We start from the raw sequence: 25,700 nt of genomic DNA, 5'->3' as shown, positions 1-25,700 counted from the left end.
CATGCGGGAATTTTCATTAAAAGAAGTCAAGATGCAGGATGATTTTTGGCGGGGTTATCAAAAATTAGTCGCCAATGAAACCATTCCTTATCAATACCAAGTTTTAAACGATGAAATTGAAGTGGATGTTCAGGCGGAGCGTGAGGATAATAATCTGCCAGCCGGTAAAAGTCATGCGCTAGCCAATTTGCGGATTGCTGCGGGTCAGGAAAAAGGCGAGCACTTTGGCTGGTTTTTTCAAGATAGCGATGTCTATAAATGGTTAGAGTCATTAGCCTACAGTCTGTTGAATCAGCCGGATGCAACTTTAGAAAAGTTGGCAGATGAAGTGATAGACTTGATTGCAGATGCGCAAGAGGCAGATGGCTATTTGAATACTTTCTTTCAATTGACTCGTCCAAATTTAAAATATCGGCAATTGTACTTTAGTCACGAGCTGTATTGTGCAGGACATTTGATTGAAGCGGCGATAGCTTATGATTTAGCTACTGGCAAAACAAAACTTTTGGCAATTGCTGAAAAATTTGTCGAGCATATTGCGGCTCATTTTGGCACTGAGCCACAAAAAATCCAAGGAGCAGACGGCCATCAAGAAATTGAATTGGCCTTGGTGCGCTTATATGAGCATACAGGGAACAAAGACCATTTAAGCTTGGCGGATTTCTTTATTGATGTGAGGGGGAAAGATCCGGAATTTTATGCAAAAAAAATTGCTGAAAATATCGAGTTGGGTTTATCGACTGAAACGCTGCTAGTCAATTTAGAATATTTGCAGGCCTATACCCAGCCTAAATATCAAACCCAGGCGAAGGGACATGCTGTACGGATGCTTTACATGGCCAGTGGGATGGCAAAAATTGCCCAGCACACGGCTGATAAGCCTTTGCTGGCAGCCTGTGAAGCAATTTGGCAGGATATTGCTGAAACAAAAATGTATATCACTGGTGGTGTCGGCTCGACGGTGCAAGGGGAGGCCTTCACGGGTTCTTATGATTTACCAAACGAGACGATGTATTGTGAAACTTGCGCAGCCATTGCCTTGGCAAATTTTTCCTTTGAAATGTTTAAATTGACAAGCCAGCATCAGTATCTGGAAACAATGGAGCGGGCCCTTTACAATTGTGTTTTGGCTGGCGCCGCAATTGACGGCAAGCATTTCTTTTATGTAAATCCGCTGTCTGTTAATCCGGACCACTGTGCTGAAAATCCCGATTTAGGACATGTCAAATCACAGCGCCCTGATTGGTTGGGCTGTGCCTGTTGCCCGCCAAATTTTGCCCGGACAGTTGCCAGCGTTCAGCATTATTTTTATACAAGAGATGAAAAAGCTCTGTATGTAAATTTATTTGGCGCCAGTCAAATCGTGACAGCTGATTTTCAGTTGCAACAAAAAACTGATTTTCCTTATGATAACCAGATTAGCTTGATTTATCAGGGAATACCGCAAAAAATTATTTTGCGGAAGCCAAGCTGGTGGCAAAATCTTGAGATTAAAACCGATGGAAAGTATCAAGAATTTGCCGATTATTTAGAATTTCAAGGGGGAACGCAACTAGAAATCCAACTTACGTTTTCCCAACAAGTCAAAGCAATGATTGGGAACCCCTTGCTTCAACAGACAATTAACCAGACGGCCATCCAACGGGGCCCGTTTGTCTATTGTTTGGAAGAGGCGGGGAATGAATTTTCGGTGGAGCTATGTCATTTGCAACCGAAAGATTTAGCGGCCGAAGTCTTTGAAACTGCTGATATTTTACCGCGGACGCTGAATATTAAAGTGCAGGGGACTGCCAGTAAACCCTGGCAGGAAAAACTTTTGTACCAAGAATATTTTAAAGCTGAAACGGCAACAGTGTGGCACCTGATTCCCTATCATTTGTGGGGTAATCGGGGACTAACTAAGATGAAAGTGTGGCTGCCGCTTCAATCATCTTAATTTAGTAGTCTCAAGTTTTAGAGAAGGGCAATCTGAAAATTATTAATTTTTTAGTAGCCAAATCTAAAGCTTCAGGCTATTTTTGCATAAAAAACACATAAAGAACAATATTTATTTAAAAAAGTGACTATTTTCAGATGAAAAAGATTGCAATGTAAAACGTTTTCTTAGTATAATCAAAGAGAACTTGGATTTAAGTTTTAGTGCTGAAACGACATTTATTGCCTGTTCCAGCTTTTTTTATGCCTCTGAGTGTTTAATCACAGCCAGCTAAGCATGAAAACGGACGCTTCGTCCTGTGAATAAAAATTACGAGCCTTTTGGCGAGTAAATTTCCAGCATACATATGCCGTTTTTAGACCAAAATGTTCCTAACACTCAGTTGATGTCCAAAATAAAACATTTGTTTATAAATAAAAAGGAGGCGCAATGGGAAAAATTTATCTCAATAGGAGGTTCTATGGAAACTAACTTTAGCCAGAAAATCGCCATCTTCAAAAGAGGCGATTACTTTGACAATCAAAAGTTAACTGTCATTTTTACGACAGTCTACACGTTATCTTTGCTAGCTTTTGGCATGATCCTGTCAAAACCTCAGGAAATCATCAAAGGACTCAGCAAAATATTTAATTCCCCCAGTCACTTAATTACCGATTATTTCGCATTTACGAACTTTGGAAGCGTTTTTATCAATAGCGGCTTATTAACGATGCTGAGTTTGATAATTGCAATTCGTATCAAAGTACCAATGGATACAAAATTTGTCGCAGCTATTTTTTCCGTTTCGGGTTTTTCATTTTTCGGGAAAAACTTATTTAATTCGCTGCCGATTATCATCGGCATTTGGCTCTATTCAAAGGCCGTTAATCAACCCCTCAATAAACATTTCAACACAGCCTTATTTGGCAGTTCACTTTCGCCTGTGATTAGCTATTTAGCTTTTGGTCTAAAGCTACCGTTAGCAGCAGGAATCTTCATCGGCCTAATCGCCGGTATTTTAATGGGCTTTTTCCTGCCCCTCTTAGCGGATCATTTCTTTCATTTCCATAAAGGTTATAATTTGTACAATGTTGGTTTTGCTTCGGGGATTATCAGCATGTTTATCATGGGCGTGCTCACGATTTTCGGACAAACAGTTGAGACAGTCAATCTAATTTCTGACAACGCCCAACGACCGATATTAATTTTTTTAATCGGACTTTGTCTAACAATGATTTTGGTTGGGGCTTTGAATTATCATATTGAAGTTGGCAAAAATCAAAAGGTTTTTGACCGAGAAAAACACCATGTGGCTGTTGGCTTAATCAATATGGGCGCCTTAGGAATTTTTCTAATCGGTTATATTATCCTGATTGGTGGTGATTTCAACGGGCCAATTCTCGGCAGTATCCTGACTATCATCGGTTTTGCACCCCTAGGGATACGCGTAAACAAGGCTTGGCCAATCCTTTGTGGTGCCTTTTTGGCGAAACTATTTGGTATTGTAGACATCGCTAGTTGTAGTGCAATCATGTCTGCGCTATTCGCTCTAGGGCTGACACCACTGAGTCGGCGCTTTGGTATTTTTGCCGGCATCATCGCTGGAGTGTTGCACATTTCGATTGTCGGCAATATCTTTTTCCTACATGGCGGCTTAAACCTCTATAACAATGGCTTTACCTGTGGCTTCGTGGCAGCTTTTCTGTTGCCAATTTTTGAGTATCTTAAAACCAGCCAGCTTTTTATAAAAGTTGCCAGACAAGGGCTGACTCTTCAAACTACTATTAAAAGAATTCCAGGAGAGCTATTTAAACGGCTAAAAATGAATATGAATATTAAAAAGCGTTTGTCATAAAAAACGCTGAGTTTTCTACCTTTCCCTTTGCCAATAATTTCATCTGGCGTATACTGAAATGGTACACAAAAAATGTGAAAAATAATCAGCAGGAAAGGAAGTTTGGCAAATGAAAATTGGTTTTATCGGAACAGGTGTCATGGGGGCGGCGATTGTCCGCAACTTGATGGCAGCAGGTTATTCAGTCAATGTTTATAATCGGACGAAAAGTAAGACAGATGCGCTTGTAGCAGAAGGGGCAGTCTGGTATGACAATCCCAAAGAAATTACGGCGGCCAGCGATGTTGTCTTTACGATGGTTGGGTATCCCAGTGACGTTGAAGAAACCTATTATGGTCCAGTGGGAATTTTTGCGACGGATGTAACGGGTAAAATATTAATTGATATGACGACTAGCACGCCAACTTTGGCTGAAAAAATTGGTAAAACGGCGGCTGAAAAAGGTGGCGAGGCACTGGATGCACCCGTTTCTGGTGGCGATGTGGGTGCCAAGAATGGGACGCTGACTATCATGACAGGCGGTTCAAAAGAAGCCTACGATGCAGCCTTGCCAATCTTTGAAAAAATTGGCAAAACAATTTCCCGTCAAGGAAATTCTGGAGCTGGTCAGCATACTAAAATGGCCAATCAGATTATGATTGCCGGCACGATGTTAGGCGTGTCAGAAATGTTGGTTTATGCTAAGGCTGCTGGTTTAGATTTGCAGGATGTCATGGCAGCATTAGGCGGTGGCGGGGCAGCCAATTGGTCGATGCAAAATTATGGCCCACGGATTTTGAAAAATGATTTTGAACCGGGCTTTTTCATTAAGCATTTTATTAAAGACTTGCGGATTGCATTGGATGAAGCGAAAAAAATGCAGCTTGATTTGCCGATGACGACCTTAGCAGAAAAACTTTATGACCAACTGGCCAACGAAGGCTTGGAAAATGAAGGAACGCAGGCGCTGATTAAGTATTGGTGGAAATAATTCCCGATTATTTTTAAGAAATTACTCAAAACTGTAGAAATGTAATGCATGTTGCAGACTCTTTTGATACAATAATACAGAAATGATAAGGAGGAGGCGCCTGTATGAAACATTCACAACTGGTGGCAATTATTAAACGTCTTGAAGCGATGACGGAAGCCACAGATAACGAAGTACAAGTTCGCCGTTTTGAAAAAGACGGAGTTGAAAAATGTACGGTTACCTATGATCAATCCACAGATACTTTTGAACTTACTGAAAGTGACAGCAATCAAAGCTATCAATTTGATAATATTGATATTGTAGCCATGGAAATTTATGATTTAATTCAATAAACCTTTCCAAAAAAGAGCAATTCCTGCGTAAAAGGAATTGCTCTTTTTCATTTTGGCGAAACGTCTTCGCCAAACCATTTATCTGAGATTTCTAAAAATTTCCCATTACTCTGCAAAGCTTTTAACGCATCATTGATTTTGGCAACTAAAGTGGTGTCTGTCTTTCTAGCTCCGACCGCAAAGTCCTCGGTCACAAAGCCGCCCTCCAATAAATTGTAATTCTCCAAATCACCAGTTTGACTCAAGTAATAATTGGCATAGACGTGGTCAATTAAAAGGCCATCAATTCTTTGATGTTCTAAATCAATAAAGGCTTCATTAAAGCTGCTGTATAAAACAGCATCCTCATCGGCCACCAAATCCTTAAGAATTTCCGGCTGCTGGGTGAAGGCATCATAGCCAGAGGAACCAGTTTGCGCCCCTAAGACTTTGCCCTGCATATCAGCAAAGCTTGTAATGCCGGAATCTTTGCGAGTAATTAAAACCTGATCATTTTCCATATAGGTATTAGAAAATAAAACCTTTTCTTCACGGGCGGGTGTCACCGAGTAACCGTTCCAAATTAAATCAATGGTGCCGTTAGTCAGCTCCATTTCCTTTAGGGACCAATCAATCGGTTGAAAATCTACCTCGATGCCGTATTCCGCAAAAACGGCAGTCGCCAAATCAACATCAAAGCCAACGAGATAGCCGTCTTGATCACGAAACCCCATTGGCACAAAGGTGTCATCTAAGCCGATAGTAACTTTGCCGCTACTTTGAATCGTTTCCCAAGTATCACCGCTGGTATTTTTCAAGATACCGCAACTGCCAAGAAAAACCATTAAAACCAACAACAATAGGCTAGCAAAAATTTTTTTGCTGCGGTTTTTATTTTTCATTGTCACTCAGCTCCTCGGTCTCTAGTGGCTGAACCCGCAACAGTTGATCACCAATATGCTCAGCAAAATCCCAGTCGTGGGTGACGACGATTTGTGTCATCTTGGCATTTTTCATCGATAATATCAATTGCTCTACCTGTTGGCGCAACTCTGGATCAAGGGCGCTGGTGGGTTCATCATAGGCGAGGACTTTTGGATTCATGGAAAGGGCCCGCGCTATTGCTAGCCGTTGTTTTTGCCCACCGGATAATTGATAAGGGTAGCTTGCTAATAAATCCTCGATGCCTAACAATCGGGCTAACTCACGAGCTTCCGTTTCACTGGCACTTTTATCTTTTTTTAAGACGAGTCTAGGCGCCAAAGTAATATTCTCTAAAGCATTTAAGTGCGGAAATAATTGAAAATCCTGAAAAACGACACCGACGATCTGTTCCGTGGGATTGCCATCAGCCAAATTATACGAAGTGCCATCTAAAACCAGTTCACCGTTGTCTGCGGATTCTAAACCGGCTAAAATTCGCAGGAGAGTCGTCTTGCCACCGCCGGAAGGACCGACAATCGCCAAAATTTCTCCTTCAGGAATTTCCAGATTTAAATTACGAATTACATTTTTGCTGCCGAAACTTTTATTGATATTTTTTAAAGTAATCATGGTAAGCTCCTAACGATAATAATTTAAGCGGCTCTCGACTTGTTTTAAGAGGACAGTCAAAAGTCCCGTCATCACTAAATAAATCACACCGACACCGATTAAGGGCAGCAATGTTGCATCCCGTTCCATTGCAATTTGACCGGCGCGCATCACATCACCTAAGCCTAAGATGTAAATTAAAGAGGAATCCTTGACTAAATTAATCACCTCATTGCCAACTGAGGGTAGGACAATCTTAAAGACTTGCGGAATAATAATGCGACGCACCGTTTGAAAGCTGGAGAGCCGCAGGACCTTCGCCGCTTCGTATTGCCCTTTCGGAATTGATTGAATCCCGCCACGGAAAATTTCTGCAAAATAAGCCGCATAATTGATAATAAAGGTGACCACGGCGGCATCAAAGCGGTCACTGAAGACAATACCGATACTCGGTAGACCATAGAAAACAAAAATTAATTGGAGCAGTAAAGGTGTTCCCCGCACAATCCACACATATAATTGCAGTAAATAATTCAATGGCTTAAATTTGATTGCCAAGCCGAATGATAGCAGCAGACCCAAAATCAGTGAACCGACTAAAGTTAATCCAAATAGCTGCAGCGTAGTCACTGCACCCCGTAATAATTGGGGCATTACGCCGATTAAATATGAAAACATCGCAAATCCTCCTAAAATTTACCCAGACGAATGTAAAAATAAAAGCATCAATCTCTCAGAAAATGAAAATTTTCTCAGATAATTTTTGCTGTCACTTTGCCATCTAGCCCACTTATTATACATAATATTAAAATTAAATTAAAGAATAAAATTTCCTTACAGAGAAATTTTCAGAAAAAAGGATAAAAAAATTGGCGACAGTATTGGTAATTCTGTTTATTTAATTTGTTCAAACTGCTGAAATTATTTAAATTAGAGACAACAAGTGCTTGAGAAAAAAGAAAACGGAGGATGAAAAATGGCACAGGCTTTAGTGGAAACAATTTTTGATGTATGTTATTTGGTGGGGGTTATTTCAGTTGGTGTCTTAATGGCAACCAAAGGAAGAAATGAAAGCATTGTAAAAAAATTCGGTCTGATGGCAATTTTCTAGGAGCTGGAGATTCTTTTCATCTGGTTCCTCGGATGTATGCCTTGTGGACAACGGGTTTAGAGGCTAATGCTGCTGCTTTAGGAATCGGCAAGTTTATCACCTCGATCACGATGACGATTTTCTATTTGATTCTCTATTACATTTGGCGGGAATACTTTGCAATTAAAGGAAGAAACGGGTTGACCATAAGTATGTGGGCTCTAACTATTATCAGAATTGCTCTATGTCTTTTGCCGCAAAATGCTTGGCTGGATTATCAACAGCCGTTGCTATTTGGTATTTTACGCAATATTCCTTTTGCTGTGATGGGCATTATCGTCATTGTGATTTTTGCCAAGGAGGTTAAAAAAGACAATGATAAAATTTTCAGATTTATGCCGTTAGCGGTGACGCTCTCCTTTGGTTTCTATGTTCCGGTGGTCTTATTCAGTAGCAGTCTGCCGCTACTGGGAATGTTAATGATTCCAAAAACCTTGGCCTATGTTTGGGTGGTGCTTATGGGCTGGCAGCTATACAAACAGAGTCAAATGGTCCTAAATTGAAACAACGAGAAACTTCGCGACTAAATTTAAGTTTGCTGAAGTTTCTTTTTTCTATAAAAGCAGACCTTATCACCAATTCCTTAAAACTTTTTTAAGCATTTTTAGTGAAAAAAATCCAAAAGTTATTTAAAATAGAGGTAACTAGTTCCATTATCAATTATATTGGGTGAGGGTTATGGGAGAGAGCTACTTTGGCGCCGAAGGAATAAATTGAGTTGCGCAGAACAACTCGATGAAGATCTCAGGCAAAAGGACCGTAATCTGACAAACCTCTGGAAAGTGCACATACACCGAAGGAGCAATCTAGTTTAGAGAATCTCTCAGGTCAATCAACAGAGGACGACTGCATATTTTTTTATGCTGTCGTCCTTTTTTGCTGGCCAAAAATTGAAAGCGAGGGGAAGACCATGCCAAAACACACACCGTTATACGAGGAGCACAAAAAAGCTGCCGGAAAAATGGTGGAATTTGCCGGTTATGAATTGCCGGTGCAATATCCAACAGGGGTCATCAAAGAACATCTGGCTGTGCGGGAAACCGCCGGGCTCTTCGATGTCTCCCACATGGGGGAAGTAATTTTTGAAGGAACAGACGCACTAGCTAATTTGCAGCAGCTTTTGACCAATGATTTTTCAACATTGGCAATTGGCAAGGTTCGGTACACATTGATGTGTAATGACGATGGTGGTGTTTTAGATGATTTATTGGTCTACCGTTTAAATGAAGACAAATTTTTAATTGTTTTAAATGCTGCTAATAGAGAAAAAGATGTTGCTTGGATGGAGAGCCATTTATTTGGCGATGTGACGTTTGCCGATATTTCTGACGAGGTAGCGCAAGTTGCTTTACAAGGACCGGTGGCGAAGGAAATTTTGAGTCAATTGACAGCCAGTGAAAATTTGCCGGAAAAATATTACTTCTTTAAAGAAGGAGTTCTGTTTGCTGGTGTCAGTTGTTTAATTTCTCAAACCGGCTACACCGGCTCATTTGGTTACGAAATATATTGCCAGGCCAGTGATGCTCCTAAATTGTGGCAAGCCATCTTACAGGCAGGTGCTGAATTTGCATTAATTCCAGCTGGCTTAGCGGCCCGCGACACCTTGCGTTTGGAAGCGGCGATGCCGTTATATGGACATGAGATGGATGAAACAATCACACCGTTTGAAGCTGATTTGGGCTTTGGCGTGAAGCTGGCGAAGGCTGATTTTATCGGCAAGCAGGCTTTGACTGACAAGGAGAAGCCGGAAAAAACCCGCGTTGGCCTGGAAGTTGTCGGCAAAGGTATTGCAAGAGAGCATGTCGAAATTTTTGCTAAAGATGGTCAGCCAATTGGTCAAACAACCTCCGGCACGATGAGTCCTTATTTGAAGAAAGCCATTGCGATGGCTTCAATTGATCGCAATTTTGCTGAGAACGGCACGGAAATAGAATTGCAGATTCGTAACAAGCGCGTGCCTGCTGTCATTGTTCCACTGCCTTTTTATAAACGGCCCAAATAAGGTAATTATTTTTTATTAATTCATAAAACGAAAAGGGGAAAAAACATGAGCGAAATTAAATTTACGAAATCCCACGAATGGATCAAAATTGACGGTGACTCTGCTAAAATCGGCGTGTCTGACTATGCCCAAGGCGAATTAGGCGACATTGTCTACGTGGACCTGCCGGACATCGGCGATGAAATCAAAAAAGGCGCCAACTTTGCCGATATTGAGTCCGTTAAAACCGCCTCGGAAATTTATTCACCAGTCAGCGGCGTAGTTGTTGCTATCAATGAAGAATTGGAAGATGCTCCAGAATCAATCAATGAAAAAGCCAACGACACATGGATTATCGAAGTCGGCGAATTAGGTGATTTGGAGGATTTATTAACCCAAGAAGAATACGACGCTTATTTAAAGGAAATTGATGATTAGAGGTTTAAAACTATAATATTTTGTAAGGATGCCAGTACCACTTTTGGCAGTTCTGCAAACAGCTAGCAGTTTAGTGGAATGGTATACGGAATGAAAATCAGATTAATTTTGAAAAAATTATTACCTTAATATGAATGAGGATGCCAGTACCACTTTTGGCAGTTTTGTAAAAGTCAGCAGTCTAGTGGAATGGTATTCGTACGAAAATCAAACGAAATTTCTGGAAGAAATTTATTACCTTAATTTTGAGTTAGGACACCAGTTCCACTTTTCGCAGTTTTGCAAACAGTCAGCAGTTTAGTGGAATGGTATACGGCGCGAAAATCAAACTAAATTTCTGAAAGAAATTTATTACCTTAATATGAATAAGGATGCCAGTAACACTTTTGGCAGTTTTGTAAAAGCCAGCAGTCTAGTGGAATGGTATTCGTACGAAAATCAAATTAATTTTGGAAAAATTATTACCTTAATATGAATGAGGATGCCAGTTCCATTTTTCGCAGTTCTGCAAAAAGCTAACACTCTAATGGAATGGTATACGGCGCGAAAATAGAACTAAATTTCTGGAAGAAATTTATTACCTAAAAATGAGCAAGGATGCCAGTACCACTTTTCGCAGTTTGTAAACAGTCAACAGTTTAGTGGAATGGTATACGGAATGAAAATCAGATTAATTTTGAAAAAATTATTACCTTAATATGAATGAGGAGGCACATCATGGCAAACTATATCGGCACCACCTCCGCAGAACAGCAGGAGATGCTTCAAAAAATCGGCCTCAATCAGTTAGAGGACTTATTTAAAGAAATTCCCGAGGCGGTTAAAGTAAATCAATTGAATTTACCAGCCGGAAAAAGTGAGCGGGAAGTCCGTCGGGCAATGAGTCAGTTGGCCCACAAAAACCAAGTTTTTCCAACAGTTTTTAGAGGCGCTGGGGCATATCGTCATTATATTCCGTCAGTTGTTCAGCAAATTACCAGCAAAGAAGAATTTATGACCGCTTATACACCTTACCAACCGGAAATTAGCCAAGGAATTTTGCAATCTATTTTTGAATATCAAACGCTGATTTGTGAGCTGACGGGGATGGAAGCGTCGAATGCTTCGGTGTATGATGGAGCGACGGCGGCAGCTGAAGCGGTGAATATGTGCACAGATAAGAAACGGAAAAAAGTTTTAGTGGCGGCAACAATGCATCCGATGACGATTGCAACGATTGAAACCTATTACCGTTATCGCGATGTTGAAATCGTATTAATTCCAGAAGTTGATAATCAATTGGATATCGCGGCTTTGAAGGGGCAACTAGATGAAACTGTTGCCTGTACGATTGTCCAGCAGCCAAATTATTGGGGAGCTTTGGAAAATGTTGAAGAAATTATTTCCCTGACCCATGAAAATCAAAGTAAATCAGTTCTTTCTGTAAATCCGATGACCAACGCACTATTGAAATCTCCGGGGGAATTAGGCGCAGATATTGCGGTGGGAGAAGCCCAGCCTTTAGGTTTGCCACTAAATTTTGGCGGTGCCTATATTGGTTTTATGGCGACTAGCAATAAAATGATTCGTAAACTACCTGGCCGGATTGCCGGACAAACTGTTGATAATCAAGGCCGCCGAGCTTTTGTGTTAACGTTGCAGGCTAGAGAGCAACATATTCGGCGGGAAAAATCTAATTCAAATATCTGTTCCAATGTAGCCCACTGTGCTTTGACTGTCTCAATTTATCTCAGCGCAATGGGACCAAATGGTTTGGCAAAAGTCGCTCAGCAATCCTATGACAAGGCCCACTATTTTGCAGCAGAGCTGGCAAAAATTCCCGGAATCAAAATTTTAAGTCAAAACTTTTTCCACGAATTTGTTACGGAAATGCCAATTGATGATGAAATTTTATTAGCAGAATTAGCCAAGCAAAATATCTTAGGCGGCCTGCCTACTGACAAAGGCCTGCTCTGGTGTGCAACTGAAATGAATACAAAAGCAGAAATTGATTTGGTGGTAGCCGCTGTTGACCAGATGATTTCTGAGAAAGTTTAGGAGGTGCCACGATGAAATTAGTTTTTGAAAGAAGCATTCCCGGTTACGAAACCGATTGGCTAGGGGCTAGCGATATGCCAAGCAGCGCAATTCCCGAAAATTTGCGGCGCCAGACTGACTTGCATCTGCCAGAACTTTCTCAAAATGAATTAAGCCGTCATTATACTCAACTGGCTAAAGAAAGTTTTGGGGTCAACGATGGGTTTTATCCCCTCGGTTCTTGTACGATGAAATACAATCCGAAAGTCAATGATGAAATGGCCGGCTTAGAGGGCTTTAAAGAGATTCATCCTTTGCAGCCAATTGAAACAATTCAAGGTGCACTAGAGGTGATGACGACGGCCGAAAGCTGGTTAAGTGAAATCAACGGCATGGACGCTTTTACTTTTCAACCGGCTGCTGGCGCCCATGGTGAGTTAACCGCTTTGCTGATGATTAAAGCCTATCACGAGCTTAACGGGGATCACCACAGAACCAAAATTATTGTGCCGGATTCCGCTCACGGAACGAATCCCGCCAGTTCGGCAATGGCCGGCTTTGAAACTGTCAATATTCCGTCAGATGAATTTGGCTGTGTCGATTTAGAGACTTTGAAGGCGGCGGTTGGACCAGATACTGCTGGCTTAATGTTGACAAATCCAAATACGGTTGGAATTTTTGATCCAAACATTACAGAAATTACAAAAATTGTACATGATGCTGGTGGCCTAAATTACTATGACGGGGCCAACTTAAATCCGATTATGGGGATTGTGCGCCCGGGGGACATGGGTTTTGATGTTGTTCATTTAAATATCCATAAAACTTTTTCAACTCCCCACGGTGGCGGCGGACCCGGCATGGGACCTGTCGGCTGCAAAGCAATTTTAAAGGATTTTCTGCCGGATTATTATCCAGTTGAAACGAATGGAACTTGGGCCTTTACCACACCAAAACATACAATTGGTCAGGTCAAAGGCTTTTACGGCCATTTTTCAATTTTGACAAGAGCCTTGACATATCTGCTGACGCTTGGTGGCGACGGTATCACCGCCTCAGCTAAAGCCGCTGTTTTAAACGCCAACTATTTACTCCATGGACTCAAGGAAAAATATCAAGTCCCTTATGGCGAGCATTGTATGCATGAATTTGTAATTAGTTTAAGTCAGTTGAAAAAACAAACAGGTGTAAGTGCTTTGGATATGGCAAAAGCTTTATTGGATTATCAAATGCATCCGCCAACCATGTACTTCCCGCTGATTGTTCCAGAGGCGTTAATGTTAGAGCCGACTGAAACTGAATCAAAACAAACCTTAGATGAAGCAATTCAAATTTTCTTGGACCTGTATGACCAAGCTGTGGAAAATGGTGAAGTTTTCCATGAGTATCCATTGACGACACCAGTCGGGCGAGTGGATGAGGTGGGGGCTGCCCGCAATCCGCAAATTCGCTATCTCTTTGATTAAATCTTAAAAAAAGTTAAAGCTTCTCAAAAAAGTTTCATAATCAAACTAAATTGAATAAGTTTGAAATGCTGATTTTGCATAGGTTTAAAAGAATGCGACGGGTTTTTGACAATTATTTCTTGAGAATGTCTAGAAATTATTGTTAGAATCCTATTGCATTTTTTTTTTCAGTAAGATATAGTTTGAACATCAAATGATTTGATAATCAAACTAATTGGTGGTGGACCATGGAACCGAATTTAGAAACAGTCAACGACTATTTAGTGAGCATCTTTAATGATATTTTGACAATTGAAGAATCGGAATTAAAAAAGTCGCGATTCGATGATGTCTCAATAACAGAAATGCACACGATTGAAGCCATTGGCATGTATCGCAAAAAAACCACTTCCGAAGTTGCTAAAGAATTGTCGATTACCGTTGGGACCTTGACGACGGCAATCAATCGTCTTGTCAAAAAAGAGTATGTCGAACGCATCCGCAGCGAAGATGATCGCCGAGTAGTGAAGCTGGGACTTACCAAAAAAGGAAAACTTTTATTCCGAGTGCACCAGCACTTTCATCGGCAAATGGTGAAAAATATTTTGACAGGAATGGAAAAAGATGAAGAAACGGCGTTGTTAAAAGCGTTAAAAAACCTTCATGATTTTCTGCATTCTTATAAGTGAGGATCACGGATGAAAAATTATGCAAAAATTACTGCTACTGCTAGTTATGTGCCGGCTAATCGGGTAACCAACGATCAGCTTTCCGAAATGATGGAGACCTCAGATGAATGGATAACCAGTCGGACAGGCATTCACGCTCGTCATATCACGACTGGCGAAGATACTTCGGATTTATGTATCCAAGTTGCTGAAAAACTTATCGCTGAAAATAATTTTTCAGCAGATAGTTTAGATTTTATTATTGTCGCAACCATGTCACCAGATTATACCTGTCCTTCAGTGGCCTGTATGATCCAAGGGGCAATTGGGGCTACGCAAGCCTTTGCTTTTGATGTAACGGCTGCTTGTTCGGGATTTGTCTTTGGCTTAGCCACTGCCGAAAAATTTATTCGCGGCGGCTATCAAAGAGGACTAGTCATCGGTGGGGAAACCACTTCAAAATTATTAGATTGGGAAGACCGCAGTACTGCTGTTTTATTCGGTGATGGCGCCGCTGGAGTCGTAGTTGAAGCCAGCGATGTGCAACATTTTCACCGAGAACTGTTGGCCTCTGATGGTACTCGGCAAAAGAGTCTGACGGCTGGTAAGAAAAATTTTGACAGTCCCTTTTGGCAAGAGCCACCGACAGATGAGTATTTTTTACAGATGAATGGTCGCGATATTTTTGATTTTGCCACGAGAGATGTTGTCAAAAACATCTCAGCAGTTGCGGCAGAAGAAAAAGATACGATTGATTACTATTTATTGCATCAAGCAAATGAGCGGATTATTGATAAAATTGCCCGCAAGTTGAAGGTACCACGAGAAAAATTTCTCACCAATATGGCTGACTATGGCAACACATCAGCAGCTAGTATCCCGCTTTTATTAGATGAAGCCGTTCAAGCCGGCACCATCCAGCTGGGATCAAATCAAAAATTGATGTTAACGGGTTATGGCGGCGGCTTAACCTGGGGAAGTCTCCTGGTCACCGTTTAGGACCGTTTGCATATACAGAGCACTGCTCAAGAAAACTAACAAAACAATCGGAGGATTTATTATGGTATTCGAAAAAATTCAAGGCATCATTGTAGAAGAATTAGGTAAGGACGCTGAAGAAATTCAATTGACAACAAACATCCAAGAAGACTTGGAAGCAGACAGCTTAGACCTTTTCCAAATCATCAATGAAATTGAAGACGAATTCGATGTGAAAATTGAAACGGAAGACGGCATTGCAACCGTTCAAGACTTAGTTACTTATGTTGAAAAACAATTAGCAGAAAAATAAAGAATTAGTGGGACTGTGACATAAGTTAACGGCCAAAATGTTCTGAAGACGTTTAAGCTTTTGTGATGGCTGGATTCTATGCCCGGCTGTCACAAAGGCTTGAACCAAAACATTTTGCCGGATTATGTCCCAGTCCCTACTGCTATTTTGCTGATGAGAAAGGAACTACCATGAAAACAGCCATATTATTTAGTGGACAGGGTGCTCAATATCCCGGTATGGGAAAAGAATTATACGAACAAGAAGCGATTATGAGGGAGACCTTTGCCGAGGCCAGCGCGAGTTTAGGCTATGACGTCGCTGAATTATGTTTCACCGAAAATGAACGTTTAAATCAAACAGAATTTACCCAACCAGCAATTTTGACCGTCTGTGTAGGATTTTTGCGAGTATTGCAGGAAAAAGGTATTACCTACGACGCGGCCGCTGGATTGAGTTTGGGAGAATATACAGCTTTAGTTGCTAGCGGAGCTTTAAGCTTTACTGATGCAATCGCCTTGATTGCCAAACGCAGTCAGTATATGGCAACTGCCGCACCAAAAGGCGTCGGTAAAATGGTGGCGGTCATGAACACACCAGTTGAAGTGATTGAAGAAAGCTGTCGGGAGGCTAGCCAATTTGGCATCGTCTCACCAGCGAATTACAACACGCCACAACAAATCGTAATTGGCGGTGAAGTAGCAGCCGTTGACAAGGCGATGGAAATTTTAACTGCAAAAGGTGCAAAACGAATGATGCCCCTCAATGTCAGTGGACCTTTCCACACAGCCCTATTAAAACCGGCTGCTGAAAAATTGGCAGTAGCTTTAGAAGACGTGACTTTTCACGATTTTAAAGTGCCGGTTGTCAGCAATACAACCGCTCAGGTGATGGAAAAAAATCAAGTCAAAGATTTATTAACTAGACAAGTCATGTCACCGGTACGCTTTTATGAAAGTGTTGCAACGTTGCAGGGCTTAGGCATCGACACGATGATTGAAGTTGGTCCCGGTAAAACTTTGACCGGCTTTTTGAAAAAAATCGATAAGACAATCCAACACAGCCGCGTTGAGGATAGTAAAACCCTCGCTGAAACGCTAGCGCTGTTATCAGGAGGAAGCAATGGAAATTAAGGATAAAAATGTTTTTATCACTGGCAGTACCCGGGGCATCGGCAAAGCTTTGGCCCACGCATTTGCTAAAGCGGGTGCCAATATTATTTTAAATGGCCGCAGCCAGATTTCAGATGAACAAGTTGCTGAGATTACTGCCCATGGCGTGAAATGTATCGGAGTTTCTGGCGATATTGCTGATTTTGATAACGCCGCTAGCATGTTGGCAGAGGCGGAGGCTAATTTAGGTCCCGTGCATATCTTAATCAATAATGCCGGCATCACCGATGACAAATTGCTAATTCGCATGAAGGCGGCTGATTTTGAAGAAGTTATCAAAATCAATTTGACCGGTACTTTTAACATGACTCAGCACGCTTTGAAAAAAATGATGAAGCTTAGAGAAGGCGTGATTATCAATTTGGCCAGCGTTTCTGGATTGATAGGCAACCTTGGACAAGCTAATTATGCTGCTAGTAAAGCCGGCGTCGTCGGTTTTACCAAATCCGTTGCCCGAGAAGCTGCTGCCCGCGGGATTACAGTCAATGCGATTGCCCCAGGTTTTATTGAAACGGATATGACAGAGGTTCTCTCTGACAAGGTTAAAGAACAGACTGTTGAGCAAATTCCTTTAAAACGCTATGGCAATGTTGAAGAAGTTGCCCAAACGGCTTTGTTTTTAGCGCAAAATCAATATATCACCGGTCAAGTTATCAATGTTGATGGTGGCTTAGTGATGAACGGCTAAAAAAATTCAGAGTGTTTGACACCTGAGTTTCTGGAAAAATGGATTACCTTAAATAGGAGGAATAAAAATGACACGAGTAGTAATTACTGGTTATGGTGTTGCTTCGCCGATTGGCAACGATGCTGAGACCTTTAGAAATAGTTTAAAAGCCGGCACTAATGGCATTGGTCAGATTACTAAATTTGATGCCAGCGAAACCGGCATTTCTTTAGCGGGGGAAGTCAAAGATTTTCCTTATGATAAATATTTTATAAAAAAAGATGCCAAACGGATGGACTGGTTTTCTTTATATGGAATTTATGCGGCTTTAGAAGCGATGGAAATGGCTAATTTGAAAGCTGAAGATACCGATGCAGATCGCTTCGGTGTGATGGTAGGTTCTGGTATCGGTGGACTGCCAACGATTCAAGATCAAGTTACCCGCATGAATGAAAAAGGACCACAACGGGTGTCACCAATGTTCGTGCCGATGTCGATTGCCAACATGGCAGCCGGCAATATCGCTTTGAAGGTTGGCGCAAAAGGAATTTGTACAGCAATTGTTACGGCTTGTGCCAGTGGAACGCATTCGATTGGTGAAGCCTTTAGAAATATCAAACATGGCTATCAAGATGTTATGTTAGCAGGTGGCGCTGAAGCTTCAATTTGTGAAATCGGCATTGCCGGTTTTGCTGCATTGACGGCTTTATCAACGGCAACAGACCCAGCAACTGGTTCTCGACCTTTTGATGCTCACCGCAACGGCTTTGTGATGGGAGAAGGCGCTGGTGTATTCCTTTTAGAATCTTTAGAGCATGCCGAAAAACGTGGGGCTACTATTTTAGGTGAAGTTGTCGGCTATGGTGCAAACTGTGATGCTTATCATATGACTGCTCCAACACCGGACGGCTCAGGTGCCTCTAAGGCAATGAAGTTGGCAATGGCTGAAGCGGGAATTATTCCGGCTGAAGTTGGTTACATCAATGCCCACGGAACAAGCACGCCAACAAATGACGTAGCAGAATCTAAAGCTATTAAACTAGCATTAGGTGACGATTATGCAAAACCATATGTCAGCTCAACTAAGTCAATGACGGGCCACTTATTAGGTGCAGCCGGCGGAATTGAAGCGGCAGCGGCCTTAGTTGCTTTACAGGAGCAATTTATTCCACCAACCATCAATGTAACTGAATTGGACCCAGACGTTGAAGTTAACGTAGTCATCAACGAAAGCAAACCAGCTGAGATTACTTATGCTTTAAGTAATTCACTAGGTTTTGGCGGCCACAATGCGGTTCTTTGCTTGAAGCGTTGGGAAGCTTAATTTATATTTTATTTTTTTACGGGTCTAAGGTGTCTAGAGCATTTTAGTTGGAAGTCTTTAGACCCGTTTTTTGCAATTATTTTTTGAAACTGTGTAGACAGTGAGGAGCAATTATTCATGAATATTAATGAAGTCAAAGATTTATTAAAAAGTTTTGACCAATCCAGCCTGACAGAGTTTGACTTAAAGGAAAGCTCTTTTGAATTATATATGAACAAAAATGATATGACCCGTGGCCAGCAAACGACTGTTGCTGTGACAGAAGCACCATTAGTTAGTTCACAACCAATACCTGTAACACCGGCAGCTGAAGTGATTGGCAGCAATGATGGACCAACAGAAATGTTCGTTGTGGAATCTGGTACCGAAATTGTTTCACCAATTGTTGGTGTCGTCTATCTATCACCATCACCAGACCAAGGAAACTTTAAAGAAGTCGGTGACACTGTAAAAAAAGGTGACATTATTTGTATTGTGGAAGCGATGAAGGTCATGAACGAAATCACTAGTGAAATTGACGGCGTGGTCGCTGAAATTCTAGTGGAAAATGAAGCCGTGGTAGAATTCGGCCAACCGTTATTCCGCATTCAATAAACTACTCAAAAAGGATAAAGCACATGAAATTATCAATAGAAGAAATTAAAGAAATTATTCCCCATCGCTATCCAATGCTTTTGATTGATGGCGTGGAGGAATTAGAAGAAGGTAAGCGGGTCGTTGCCAAAAAAAATGTCACCTTCAATGAACAAGTTTTTCAAGGACATTTTCCCGGTAATCCAGTAATGCCCGGCGTTTTAATTTTAGAAGCCTTAGCACAGGCTGGAGCCGTTGCTTTATTGTCATTGCCGGATTTTAAAGGTAAAACCGCTTATTTTGGCGGCATCGACAAAGCTAAATTTCGTCAGAAAGTGGTGCCCGGCGACACCTTAATGTTAGAAGTCGAAATAATTAAAGTAAAAAAAGTAGCTGGCATCGGTAAAGGGATTGCCTATGTAAACGGCAAAAAAGTCGCCGAGGCCGAGTTAACTTTTATGATTGGATAGGTGTCTATGTTTACAAAAGTTCTAATCGCCAACCGGGGAGAAATTGCCGTGCGGATTATCCGTGCTTGTCGTGAGATGGGCATTGCGACGGTCGCTGTTTATTCAGAAGCGGACCGAGAAGCGCTCCACACCCAGTTAGCAGATGAAGCAATTTGTATTGGACCGGCCAAAGCGACCGATTCATATTTAAATATTCAACAAGTTTTAAGTGCTGCGATTGTGACAAACGCTCAGGCGATTCATCCCGGCTTTGGTTTTTTATCTGAAAATAGCCGCTTTGCATCGATGTGTGAAGAATTAAATATCACCTTTATCGGACCAAAAGGCGCGACCATTGATGCAATGGGTAATAAAATCAATGCCCGCACGTTAATGCTAGAAGCCAACGTGCCAGTAATTCCCGGCAGTGATGGTGCTGTTGCTAACGTTGAAGAAGCTTTGAAAATTGCTGAAGAAATCGGTTATCCGGTGATGCTAAAAGCAGCAGCCGGTGGTGGCGGAAAAGGTATTCGTAAAGTTTTAACAGCTGAAGAATTGCCGCAGCATTTTCAATCCGCCAGTTCAGAAGCCCTAGCCGCTTTTGGCAATGGCGATATGTATTTGGAAAAAATTGTCTATCCGGCTCGGCACATCGAAGTCCAAATTTTAGGGGACGCCTTTGGCAATATCATTCATCTTGGCGAGCGGGATTGCTCTTTGCAGCGGAACAACCAAAAAGTTTTAGAAGAATCCCCCTCGGTTGTCATCGGCAAACAAAAGCGTCAAGATTTAGGCGCAGCGGCTGTTCGAGCAGCGCAGGCGGTAAACTATCAAAATGCCGGCACTATTGAATTTTTGATGGACGAAGCAGGGGATTTTTATTTTATGGAAATGAATACTCGCATCCAAGTGGAGCATCCAGTAACTGAAATGGTGACCGGTGTTGACTTGGTTAAAAAGCAAATTGAAATTGCTGCAGGTTTACCCTTAGAGTTGCAGCAGGCTGATATTTGTTTTAGCGGTCATGCGATTGAATGCCGCATCAATGCAGAAAATCCAGCCTTTAATTTTGCCCCTTCACCGGGAAAAATTAAAAATTTATTACTGCCAAGCGGCGGTATGGGACTGCGGGTGGACAGCGCCATGTATTCAGGTTATACTATTCCCCCGTATTACGATTCGATGATTGCAAAAGTGATTGTCCACGGTGAAAGCCGCTTTGAAGCCTTGATGAAGATGCAGCGGGCTTTAAGCGAGCTGGTGACAGAAGGCGTCGTCACGAATGCGGAGTTTCAATTAGACTTAATCAGCCATCCCCAAGTTTTAGCTGGTGATTATGATACTGCCTTTTTACAAGAAACCTTTTTACCAAACTGGTCACCAGAGGATTAAATTAATCTGGGCTGAAAAATGAAGGAGGCGTGAAATTGGCGCTGTTTAAAAAGAACAAAAATTATATTCGCATCAATCCCAATCGTCCCGGACAACCCAGCAGCAAGCCGGAGGTTCCCGATGATATGTTTGCCAAGTGTCCTTCCTGTAAACGAACCATTTACACGAAGGATATCGGTACGGAAAAAATCTGCCCTTATTGCGGCTACAGTTTTCGGATTAATGCTTGGGAGCGTTTAGCCTTAACGGTTGACAGCAAAAGTTTTCGAGAATGGGATACTGAGGTTGAAACCAAAGATCCGCTAGATTTTCCTAACTATCTTAGTAAGATTGATCAGCTGCGGGAAAAAACTGATTTGCATGAAGCTGTGGTCACGGGAAAAGCCAAGATTAACGGCAATTCAGTGGCGATTGGTGTTATGGACGCCAATTTTATCATGGGCAGCATGGGCACCGTGGTCGGTGAAAAAATTACCCGTCTTTTTGAAAAGGCCTTGGCAGAAAAATTACCAGTGGTGATTTTCACAGCCTCTGGTGGCGCTCGGATGCAGGAGGGAATATTTTCTTTGATGCAGATGGCGAAAATTTCTGCGGCGGTCAAACGCCACAGTAACGCAGGACTGTTATATATCACAGTCTTAACCGATCCAACGACGGGCGGTGTGACGGCAAGTTTTGCGATGGAAGGCGACATTATTTTAGCGGAGCCGCAAAGTCTGATCGGTTTTGCCGGTCGGCGGGTTATTGAGCAAACCATCAAACAAGAACTGCCGGAGGACTTTCAAAAAGCAGAATTTTTGTTGGCCCACGGCTTTGTCGATCAAATCGTACCCCGAACCGAATTAAAAGAGCGTTTAAGTGAGTTATTAATCATGCATACAATGGAGGGGTGGAACTAATGGCTTTAACTGCAAATGAAATTGTTCAATTAGCCAGAAAGCAGGACCGCCCCACCAGCTTAGATTATTTTGAAACGATTTTTGATGACTTTCAAGAGTTTCATGGCGATCGTTTATTCGCAGACGACAGTGCAATTGTCGGCGGTGTCGCTAAATTAGCCGGCAAGCCGGTGACAGTGGTTGGCATTCAAAAGGGTAAGGATTTACAGGACAATATCAAACGGAATTTTGGGGCTCCTAATCCGGAGGGTTACCGCAAGGCGTTGCGCTTGATGAAACAAGCGGAGAAATTCAAACGACCGGTGATTACCCTAATCAATACAGCCGGCGCTTTTTGTGGCGTCGGTGCGGAAGAACGAGGCGAAGGCGAAGCTATCGCTAAAAATTTGATGGAAATGTCAGATTTAAAGGTTCCAATTATCGCCATTATTATCGGTGAAGGTGGCAGCGGTGGCGCCTTAGCGTTGGGCGTTGCAGATGAGGTCTGGATGATGGAGCATAGCATTTATGCCATTTTATCACCAGAAGGCTTTGCATCAATTCTTTGGAAGGATGGCTCACGGGCGGCTGAAGCAGCTGAGCTGATGAAAATCACAGCCAATGAGCTTCAAGAGATGGCTGTCATTGAACGGGTGATTCCAGAAACCTTTAACGGTGAAGCTTTGCCACAAGACAAAATTAATCGTCTGATGCAAAAGGCTTTAATTGAAAAACTAACAGAATTAAGTAAAAAGGATACAGAAACACTTTTGGCTGAACGCTATCAGCGTTTCCGTAATTTTTAGTTAAAAAAAATATTAAAGAGGCTATACAATTAGTTAAAACAGAGCCGAACTATCTTATATTTGCGATGAGGACCAACTGGACCACAGTTGCAAATATAAGATAGTTCGGCTTTCATCTGTTAAAAAACTAATTGTAGAGTCTCTTTTTGTTTATTCGGTATTATTCCCTTCAGTGATTGTATCATCTGCAGGGGTTTCTTCATCGGTATTATTGTTATCCGTTCCCGTGTCGTTGTCGCTATCAGCATCATCGCTATCATTATCTGTAGTAGCTGAATTATTCGAGTTAGAGCCGCTACTTCTAGAATCTGAAGACGAGGTTGTCGAACTAGCATTGTGCTGCGCCCAATAACTTTGATAGTTTTCTGTGGTGCCGCCAATGCCAAAGTTATAACGACTATTGGCGATAGTGGCTCCTGATGCCCACAGTGAGGTAACTAAGCTGCCGGGATCTGAATAACTTTTGTTCTCATAGGTAAAGTTGCCTTTTCTTAAACCCGTCACATCTGAAACCTGAACAGATTGAACATCAGAGGATAAAGAAAATTTCTGATCAGCGCCAAAGACCGTACTATTGGTTTGGTAAAGGCGATTGACCATATAGGCTAAAAAGTTACCGCTCCTAACGCCAGAGTAGCCATAGAGGGCACTATTGTCATCTTTACCGGACCAATTGCCAATGGTAATCGCCGGTGTCTGCACAATTAACCAAGAATCGGTATTATCCTCTGTAGTCCCGGTTTTTCCGGCCCAATCAGCTTGACCAATTGGCGAGTTTAAACCGGTTAAAATTCCTTTAAAGGATGTCGTCTGAGCTGCTGTAATGACGCTTTCCATTAAATTATTCATAATGGAAGCGGCAGACTGGCTGTACACTTGCACAGGATCGGCTTGATGCTGATAAATCACATTGCCGGCATTGTCGACAATGTTTTCCACTAGATAACCTTCTAGATAATTACCGCCGTTTGCTAATGTTTGATAAGAATTTACCATATCCAAAACAGTAACAATTGAGGTACCCAATGGAGCAGATTCCGTGTTCCAGTCGCCATTGTCAGGAAAATTCATTTTTGATAAATAATTTTCATAGACATAATTAGCGCCTAAAGTATCTTGAATTTCTTGGTAAGTATGATAGGCGGTAACATTGTCTGAAGCTTGTAAGGCAGCACGGGTTGATAGAAAATTGCCCACACCTGAGACACCATTCGCATTTTCAATTGGTTGATCGATAGTTTTATACTTAACTTCATAACTGGCAATTTTTGATTCGGTCCCAATCAATCCTTGATCGACGGCGGGACCATAGGCTAAGACCGGTTTGATTGTCGAACCCGGCTGCCGTTGAGTGGTTAGGGCATGATTATTTTGATTTGTGGAATAATCTAAACTACCGAGAAAGGCTAAGATTTTTCCGGTGGTATTGTCCATCATAACGGTTCCCGTTTGAACTTCATTGCCGGAACCATCTTGAAGCATGTAGCCGTAATCAACGGCTGCTTGTTGCATGGAGTCGTACAACGACTGGTCAATTGTTGAAGTAACCGTGTAGCCGTTATTTTCGATTTGTCGTTCGGCTCTGGTTAAATATTGATTCATATTAGTTGATTCTTGATAGTCTGTTTCGGACAAACCATCATTTAAAGCCAACTGCTCAGCTAAGACATTGATAGCCTCATCCATCACCGAATAGTAAAGAAAATCTCGATCATCAGTTTCGGCAGTGGCCTGCGGTAAAAAGTCAGCAGCCAAATCATAATTTTTAGCATCATTATAATCCGCTTCTGAAATCAAACCCTCTCGATACATCGCAAATAATACTTCGTCCTTGCGTTCTAATCCAGCTGAATAATCTTCCTTCAAAGCACCGCCTTGCGTGTAAGGACTGTAAACAATCGGGCTTTGAGGCAAGCCAGCAATAAAGGCGGCTTGGGCTAAGTTGACCTCAGCTGCACTGACGCCAAAAATGCCTTCTGCGGCTTCTTGAACGCCGGCGATATTTTGACCACGATTATTACGGCCAAAGGGTGAAACATTTAAATAGGTTGTGACGATTTCATCTTTGGTATAAAATTTTTCGGCCTGAGCCGCCAATAAAATTTCATTGGCTTTTCGGTCAAAGGTCGTTTCATCCGTTAAGACTTGCTGCTTAATCAATTGTTGCGTCAGAGTTGAACCACCAGAGGAACCTAAGCCAGTAACTTCAGAAATCAAAGCCCGCAAAACGGCTTTTGGCACAAAGCCGGAGTGTTCATAAAAATTTTCATCCTCGACACTGACAATGGCATCCTTTAATAAGGTAGAAATTTCTTCTGATGAAACGGTTGTTCTTAATAAATCTGAACTGATGGTGGCAATCTGGCTGCCATCAGCATAATTTAAATAAGATGTCTCCGTGATATTTCCAAAGGCCCGGTCAAAATCATCCCGTTCCATTAAACTGGTATCTGCTACTAGCGAGGCGAAATAACCAGCCCCGATTCCTGCTCCTAATGCGCCTAGAAACAAAAGAATGACAATCACAAAGACAAAAAGTGATTGGAAGATGCCTAGTGTCACATTTGTAATAAACCCAGCTTTTTTTTCAACTTTTTTGAGCTGTTGCTGCTGCTCATGATCCATTGGCAAAAGCTTTTCCCTCCTTGCAAAGACTTGAGAATTCCCGAAAAGTAAATAAAAGTCTTCATGGTATTATAGCAAAAATCAAAATAAATGAATAGGTTTGCGGACAAATAGGTCTATTCCAAAAAAAAATCGCATTTTCCCGCTAGATTCTAGACTTTGCCCTTTTATTTCACCGCTATTTCAGTTAATATGAATAAGTATGTACAGCGTGGCTAAAATCTTTTGTAGAACCGTTTTTCAGACGGTTTCAGCGGGT

The 25,700-nt window shown here is 41.8% G+C and carries 24 protein-coding genes, 1 pseudogene and 1 riboswitch; of the genes and pseudogenes, 21 read left to right on the top strand and 4 right to left on the bottom strand.

Going from position 1 to position 25,700, the window contains the following annotated elements; all coding sequences use genetic code 11:
- The first annotated feature begins 1 nt into the window (after position 1).
- From ACYSNU_RS14570 to ACYSNU_RS14555, 4 genes and pseudogenes are all read left to right on the top strand, one after another.
- Complete coding sequence (locus tag ACYSNU_RS14570; RefSeq protein ID WP_461737912.1) at positions 2-1,936, top strand: glycoside hydrolase family 127 protein; 1,935 nt, start codon at positions 2-4, stop codon at positions 1,934-1,936.
- Positions 1,937-2,396: 460 nt separating this feature from the next.
- Positions 2,397-3,770: a DUF1576 domain-containing protein gene (locus ACYSNU_RS14565; RefSeq protein ID WP_461737911.1), complete on the top strand. Its 1,374-nt coding sequence runs from the start codon at positions 2,397-2,399 to the stop codon at positions 3,768-3,770.
- A 103-nt stretch (positions 3,771-3,873) separates the two neighbouring features.
- A pseudogene (locus tag ACYSNU_RS14560) lies at positions 3,874-4,740 on the top strand (NAD(P)-dependent oxidoreductase); the annotation flags it as partial.
- A 104-nt stretch (positions 4,741-4,844) separates the two neighbouring features.
- Entirely contained in the window at positions 4,845-5,075 is a 231-nt protein-coding gene (locus ACYSNU_RS14555; protein ID WP_265458896.1) for a YkuJ family protein, read from the top strand.
- 47 nt (positions 5,076-5,122) lie between these two features.
- Here ACYSNU_RS14555 and ACYSNU_RS14550 read toward each other — a convergent pair whose 3' ends face one another.
- From ACYSNU_RS14550 to ACYSNU_RS14540, 3 genes are read right to left on the bottom strand one after another with little or no spacing between them, the layout of a single operon-like run.
- Positions 5,123-5,956, bottom strand: a complete 834-nt coding sequence (locus ACYSNU_RS14550; RefSeq protein ID WP_461737910.1) for an amino acid ABC transporter substrate-binding protein — start codon at positions 5,954-5,956, stop codon at positions 5,123-5,125.
- Complete coding sequence (locus ACYSNU_RS14545; RefSeq protein ID WP_461737908.1) at positions 5,946-6,608, bottom strand: amino acid ABC transporter ATP-binding protein; 663 nt, start codon at positions 6,606-6,608, stop codon at positions 5,946-5,948. The genes ACYSNU_RS14550 and ACYSNU_RS14545 overlap by 11 nt, the downstream gene beginning before the upstream one ends.
- A gap of 9 nt (positions 6,609-6,617) precedes the next feature.
- Entirely contained in the window at positions 6,618-7,265 is a 648-nt protein-coding gene (locus ACYSNU_RS14540) for an amino acid ABC transporter permease (protein ID WP_461737907.1), read from the bottom strand.
- 298 nt (positions 7,266-7,563) lie between these two features.
- Between ACYSNU_RS14540 and ACYSNU_RS14535 the strand changes: the two genes are divergently transcribed.
- The 17 genes from ACYSNU_RS14535 (at position 7,564) to ACYSNU_RS14455 (ending at position 22,816) form a co-directional block, all read left to right on the top strand.
- Positions 7,564-7,698, top strand: coding sequence for a hypothetical protein (locus ACYSNU_RS14535; RefSeq protein WP_461737906.1), 135 nt, complete (start codon positions 7,564-7,566; stop codon positions 7,696-7,698).
- A gap of 41 nt (positions 7,699-7,739) precedes the next feature.
- The gene (locus ACYSNU_RS14530; protein WP_461737904.1) at positions 7,740-8,240 is read left to right on the top strand and encodes a hypothetical protein; all 501 of its coding nucleotides are present in this window, start codon (positions 7,740-7,742) and stop codon (positions 8,238-8,240) included.
- A gap of 262 nt (positions 8,241-8,502) precedes the next feature.
- A riboswitch (glycine riboswitch) is annotated at positions 8,503-8,586 on the top strand.
- A gap of 61 nt (positions 8,587-8,647) precedes the next feature.
- A complete protein-coding gene (gcvT, locus tag ACYSNU_RS14525) occupies positions 8,648-9,739 on the top strand; it encodes a glycine cleavage system aminomethyltransferase GcvT (protein WP_461737903.1) in 1,092 nt (363 codons plus the stop codon).
- A 45-nt stretch (positions 9,740-9,784) separates the two neighbouring features.
- On the top strand, positions 9,785-10,156 hold the full coding sequence (gene gcvH, locus ACYSNU_RS14520; protein ID WP_461737902.1) for a glycine cleavage system protein GcvH: 372 nt from the start codon (positions 9,785-9,787) through the stop codon (positions 10,154-10,156).
- A gap of 717 nt (positions 10,157-10,873) precedes the next feature.
- Positions 10,874-12,193 (top strand): aminomethyl-transferring glycine dehydrogenase subunit GcvPA, encoded by a 1,320-nt coding sequence (gene gcvPA, locus ACYSNU_RS14515; RefSeq protein WP_461737900.1) that lies wholly within the window; start codon positions 10,874-10,876, stop codon positions 12,191-12,193.
- Between the two features lie 11 nt (positions 12,194-12,204).
- Positions 12,205-13,638, top strand: coding sequence for an aminomethyl-transferring glycine dehydrogenase subunit GcvPB (gene gcvPB / locus ACYSNU_RS14510; protein ID WP_461737899.1), 1,434 nt, complete (start codon positions 12,205-12,207; stop codon positions 13,636-13,638).
- 227 nt (positions 13,639-13,865) lie between these two features.
- Positions 13,866-14,306, top strand: a complete 441-nt coding sequence (fabT, locus tag ACYSNU_RS14505; protein WP_265458914.1) for a fatty acid biosynthesis transcriptional regulator FabT — start codon at positions 13,866-13,868, stop codon at positions 14,304-14,306.
- 9 nt (positions 14,307-14,315) lie between these two features.
- Positions 14,316-15,284, top strand: a complete 969-nt coding sequence (locus tag ACYSNU_RS14500) for a beta-ketoacyl-ACP synthase III (protein WP_461737898.1) — start codon at positions 14,316-14,318, stop codon at positions 15,282-15,284.
- Positions 15,285-15,345: 61 nt separating this feature from the next.
- Entirely contained in the window at positions 15,346-15,576 is a 231-nt protein-coding gene (locus ACYSNU_RS14495) for an acyl carrier protein (protein ID WP_265458918.1), read from the top strand.
- A 170-nt stretch (positions 15,577-15,746) separates the two neighbouring features.
- On the top strand, positions 15,747-16,688 hold the full coding sequence (gene fabD, locus ACYSNU_RS14490) for an ACP S-malonyltransferase (protein ID WP_461737897.1): 942 nt from the start codon (positions 15,747-15,749) through the stop codon (positions 16,686-16,688).
- Entirely contained in the window at positions 16,678-17,415 is a 738-nt protein-coding gene (gene fabG / locus ACYSNU_RS14485) for a 3-oxoacyl-[acyl-carrier-protein] reductase (protein WP_461737896.1), read from the top strand. The genes fabD and fabG overlap by 11 nt, the downstream gene beginning before the upstream one ends.
- Positions 17,416-17,482: 67 nt before the next feature.
- On the top strand, positions 17,483-18,718 hold the full coding sequence (gene fabF / locus ACYSNU_RS14480) for a beta-ketoacyl-ACP synthase II (protein ID WP_461737895.1): 1,236 nt from the start codon (positions 17,483-17,485) through the stop codon (positions 18,716-18,718).
- Positions 18,719-18,835: 117 nt separating this feature from the next.
- The gene (gene accB, locus ACYSNU_RS14475) at positions 18,836-19,312 is read left to right on the top strand and encodes an acetyl-CoA carboxylase biotin carboxyl carrier protein (protein ID WP_461737894.1); all 477 of its coding nucleotides are present in this window, start codon (positions 18,836-18,838) and stop codon (positions 19,310-19,312) included.
- A gap of 23 nt (positions 19,313-19,335) precedes the next feature.
- Entirely contained in the window at positions 19,336-19,761 is a 426-nt protein-coding gene (fabZ, locus tag ACYSNU_RS14470) for a 3-hydroxyacyl-ACP dehydratase FabZ (RefSeq protein WP_265458923.1), read from the top strand.
- A gap of 6 nt (positions 19,762-19,767) precedes the next feature.
- On the top strand, positions 19,768-21,132 hold the full coding sequence (locus ACYSNU_RS14465; RefSeq protein WP_461737893.1) for an acetyl-CoA carboxylase biotin carboxylase subunit: 1,365 nt from the start codon (positions 19,768-19,770) through the stop codon (positions 21,130-21,132).
- A gap of 35 nt (positions 21,133-21,167) precedes the next feature.
- A complete protein-coding gene (gene accD, locus ACYSNU_RS14460) occupies positions 21,168-22,031 on the top strand; it encodes an acetyl-CoA carboxylase, carboxyltransferase subunit beta (RefSeq protein WP_461737892.1) in 864 nt (287 codons plus the stop codon).
- The gene (locus tag ACYSNU_RS14455) at positions 22,031-22,816 is read left to right on the top strand and encodes an acetyl-CoA carboxylase carboxyl transferase subunit alpha (protein WP_461737891.1); all 786 of its coding nucleotides are present in this window, start codon (positions 22,031-22,033) and stop codon (positions 22,814-22,816) included. The genes accD and ACYSNU_RS14455 overlap by 1 nt, the downstream gene beginning before the upstream one ends.
- 150 nt (positions 22,817-22,966) lie before the next feature.
- On the opposite strand, the gene ACYSNU_RS14450 is transcribed toward ACYSNU_RS14455, so the two are convergent.
- On the bottom strand, positions 22,967-25,441 hold the full coding sequence (locus ACYSNU_RS14450) for a transglycosylase domain-containing protein (RefSeq protein WP_461737941.1): 2,475 nt from the start codon (positions 25,439-25,441) through the stop codon (positions 22,967-22,969).
- Positions 25,442-25,700: the final 259 nt, after the last annotated feature.

The sequence above is a fragment of the Enterococcus sp. LJL120 genome, assembly GCF_054871765.1.
Note: the sequence above shows the minus strand (reverse complement) of the source record. Positions and strands in the feature narration are given on the sequence as shown.